This is a genomic window from Pseudomonas jilinensis, from assembly GCF_003586265.1.
Taxonomy (GTDB): Bacteria; Pseudomonadota; Gammaproteobacteria; order Pseudomonadales; family Pseudomonadaceae; genus Halopseudomonas; species Halopseudomonas phragmitis.
Genome location: NZ_QJSA01000040.1, coordinates 1 through 1,202, shown reverse-complemented (window position 1 = coordinate 1,202; position 1,202 = coordinate 1). Strand labels below are relative to the sequence as shown.

Below are 1,202 nucleotides of genomic sequence, written 5' to 3'. Positions count from 1 at the left end.
TGTCGACTCCCCCTGATTAGGTCCACGCATAACTAGAGGTCTCCGGACAGTGAGTGATCCGGTATTCGACCGGGGTCAGATCCCCGAGCGAGTCGTGAGGTATCTCCTCGTTGTAGTCTTGCAGCCACTGTTCGGTGTGTTCTCTCACCTCGTTCAGATTACGGAAGATGTACATATCAAGGACGCCTCGACGGTAGCTGCCATTAAAACGCTCAATGAACCCGTTTTGCATGGGGCGCCCAGGCTGGATAAATTCCAGCTTTACTCCCTTTGCTTCTGCCCACTCCGCCAACGCGGTCGCAATGAACTCCGGTCCGTTGTCGAGACGTAACTGGCTTGGATAGCCGCGCCATGCTGCGATTCGATCCAGTACTCGTATTACCCGCGCTGCAGGCAGGTTCAAATCAATCTCGATGGCCAAGGCTTCTCGGTTGAAATCATCAACGACGTTGAACGTGCGAAAGCGACGACCATCCCAAAGCGCGTCAGACATGAAATCAGCCGACCATCTGATGTTTACAGTGTCGCTCACTGCCAGCGGAGCCGGAGTGCGGTTAGGTAGCCGACGCTTCCCTCGGCGCCGCTTGTTGAGCTTAAGCTCGCAATACACTCGCCAAACGCGCTTGTGATTCCAGACGAAGCCCCGGCGACGTACAAGCTTGAACAGCTTGCCGAAACCACGATCCGGAAATCGCTCGGAGAGTTCTAGCAGCACAGCAATGACATCTTCATCCTTGCTGGGCCGGCGCTGATAGCGTGCGACGGAACGAGATAAACCAACCGCCTTGCAGGCCCGGCGCTCGCTGAATCCGTGCTCGTCCCGGAGCACGGCGATCAGCAGGCGTTTGGCATCCGGGCCTACAGTTTTTTTGCGATCACATCCTTCAGCGCAGCGTTTTCCAGCGCTAGGTCAGCGAACATTCGCTTGAGCTTGTGGTTCTCGTCTTCCAGGTCCTTCAACCGCCTGACATCGGATGACTCCATGCCGCCGTACTTCGATTTCCAGGTGTAGTACGTCGCTTCGGAGATACCCAGTTCGCGGCAGACATCCTTGACCTGGCGACCGCTCTCAACCGCTTTAAGGGTGTTAACGATCTGGGATTCGGTGAATCGACTTTTACGCATTGTGTTGGCCTCCTGAGCCTTGATTGTAGCCGGAGACCTCTGGTTATCGTTGGACCGATTTTACGGGGAGGTGACAC

General features: G+C 55.7%; 1 protein-coding gene. It reads right to left on the bottom strand.

All coding sequences use genetic code 11. The annotated features are described in order from the left end of the window. Positions 1–16: 16 nt before the first annotated feature. A protein-coding gene (locus C2846_RS18450) for an IS3 family transposase (RefSeq protein ID WP_119702188.1) occupies positions 17–1,125 on the bottom strand; the annotation gives its coding sequence in 2 pieces (ribosomal slippage) (positions 17–873 and positions 873–1,125; 1,110 coding nt in all). Positions 1,126–1,202 lie beyond the last annotated feature (77 nt).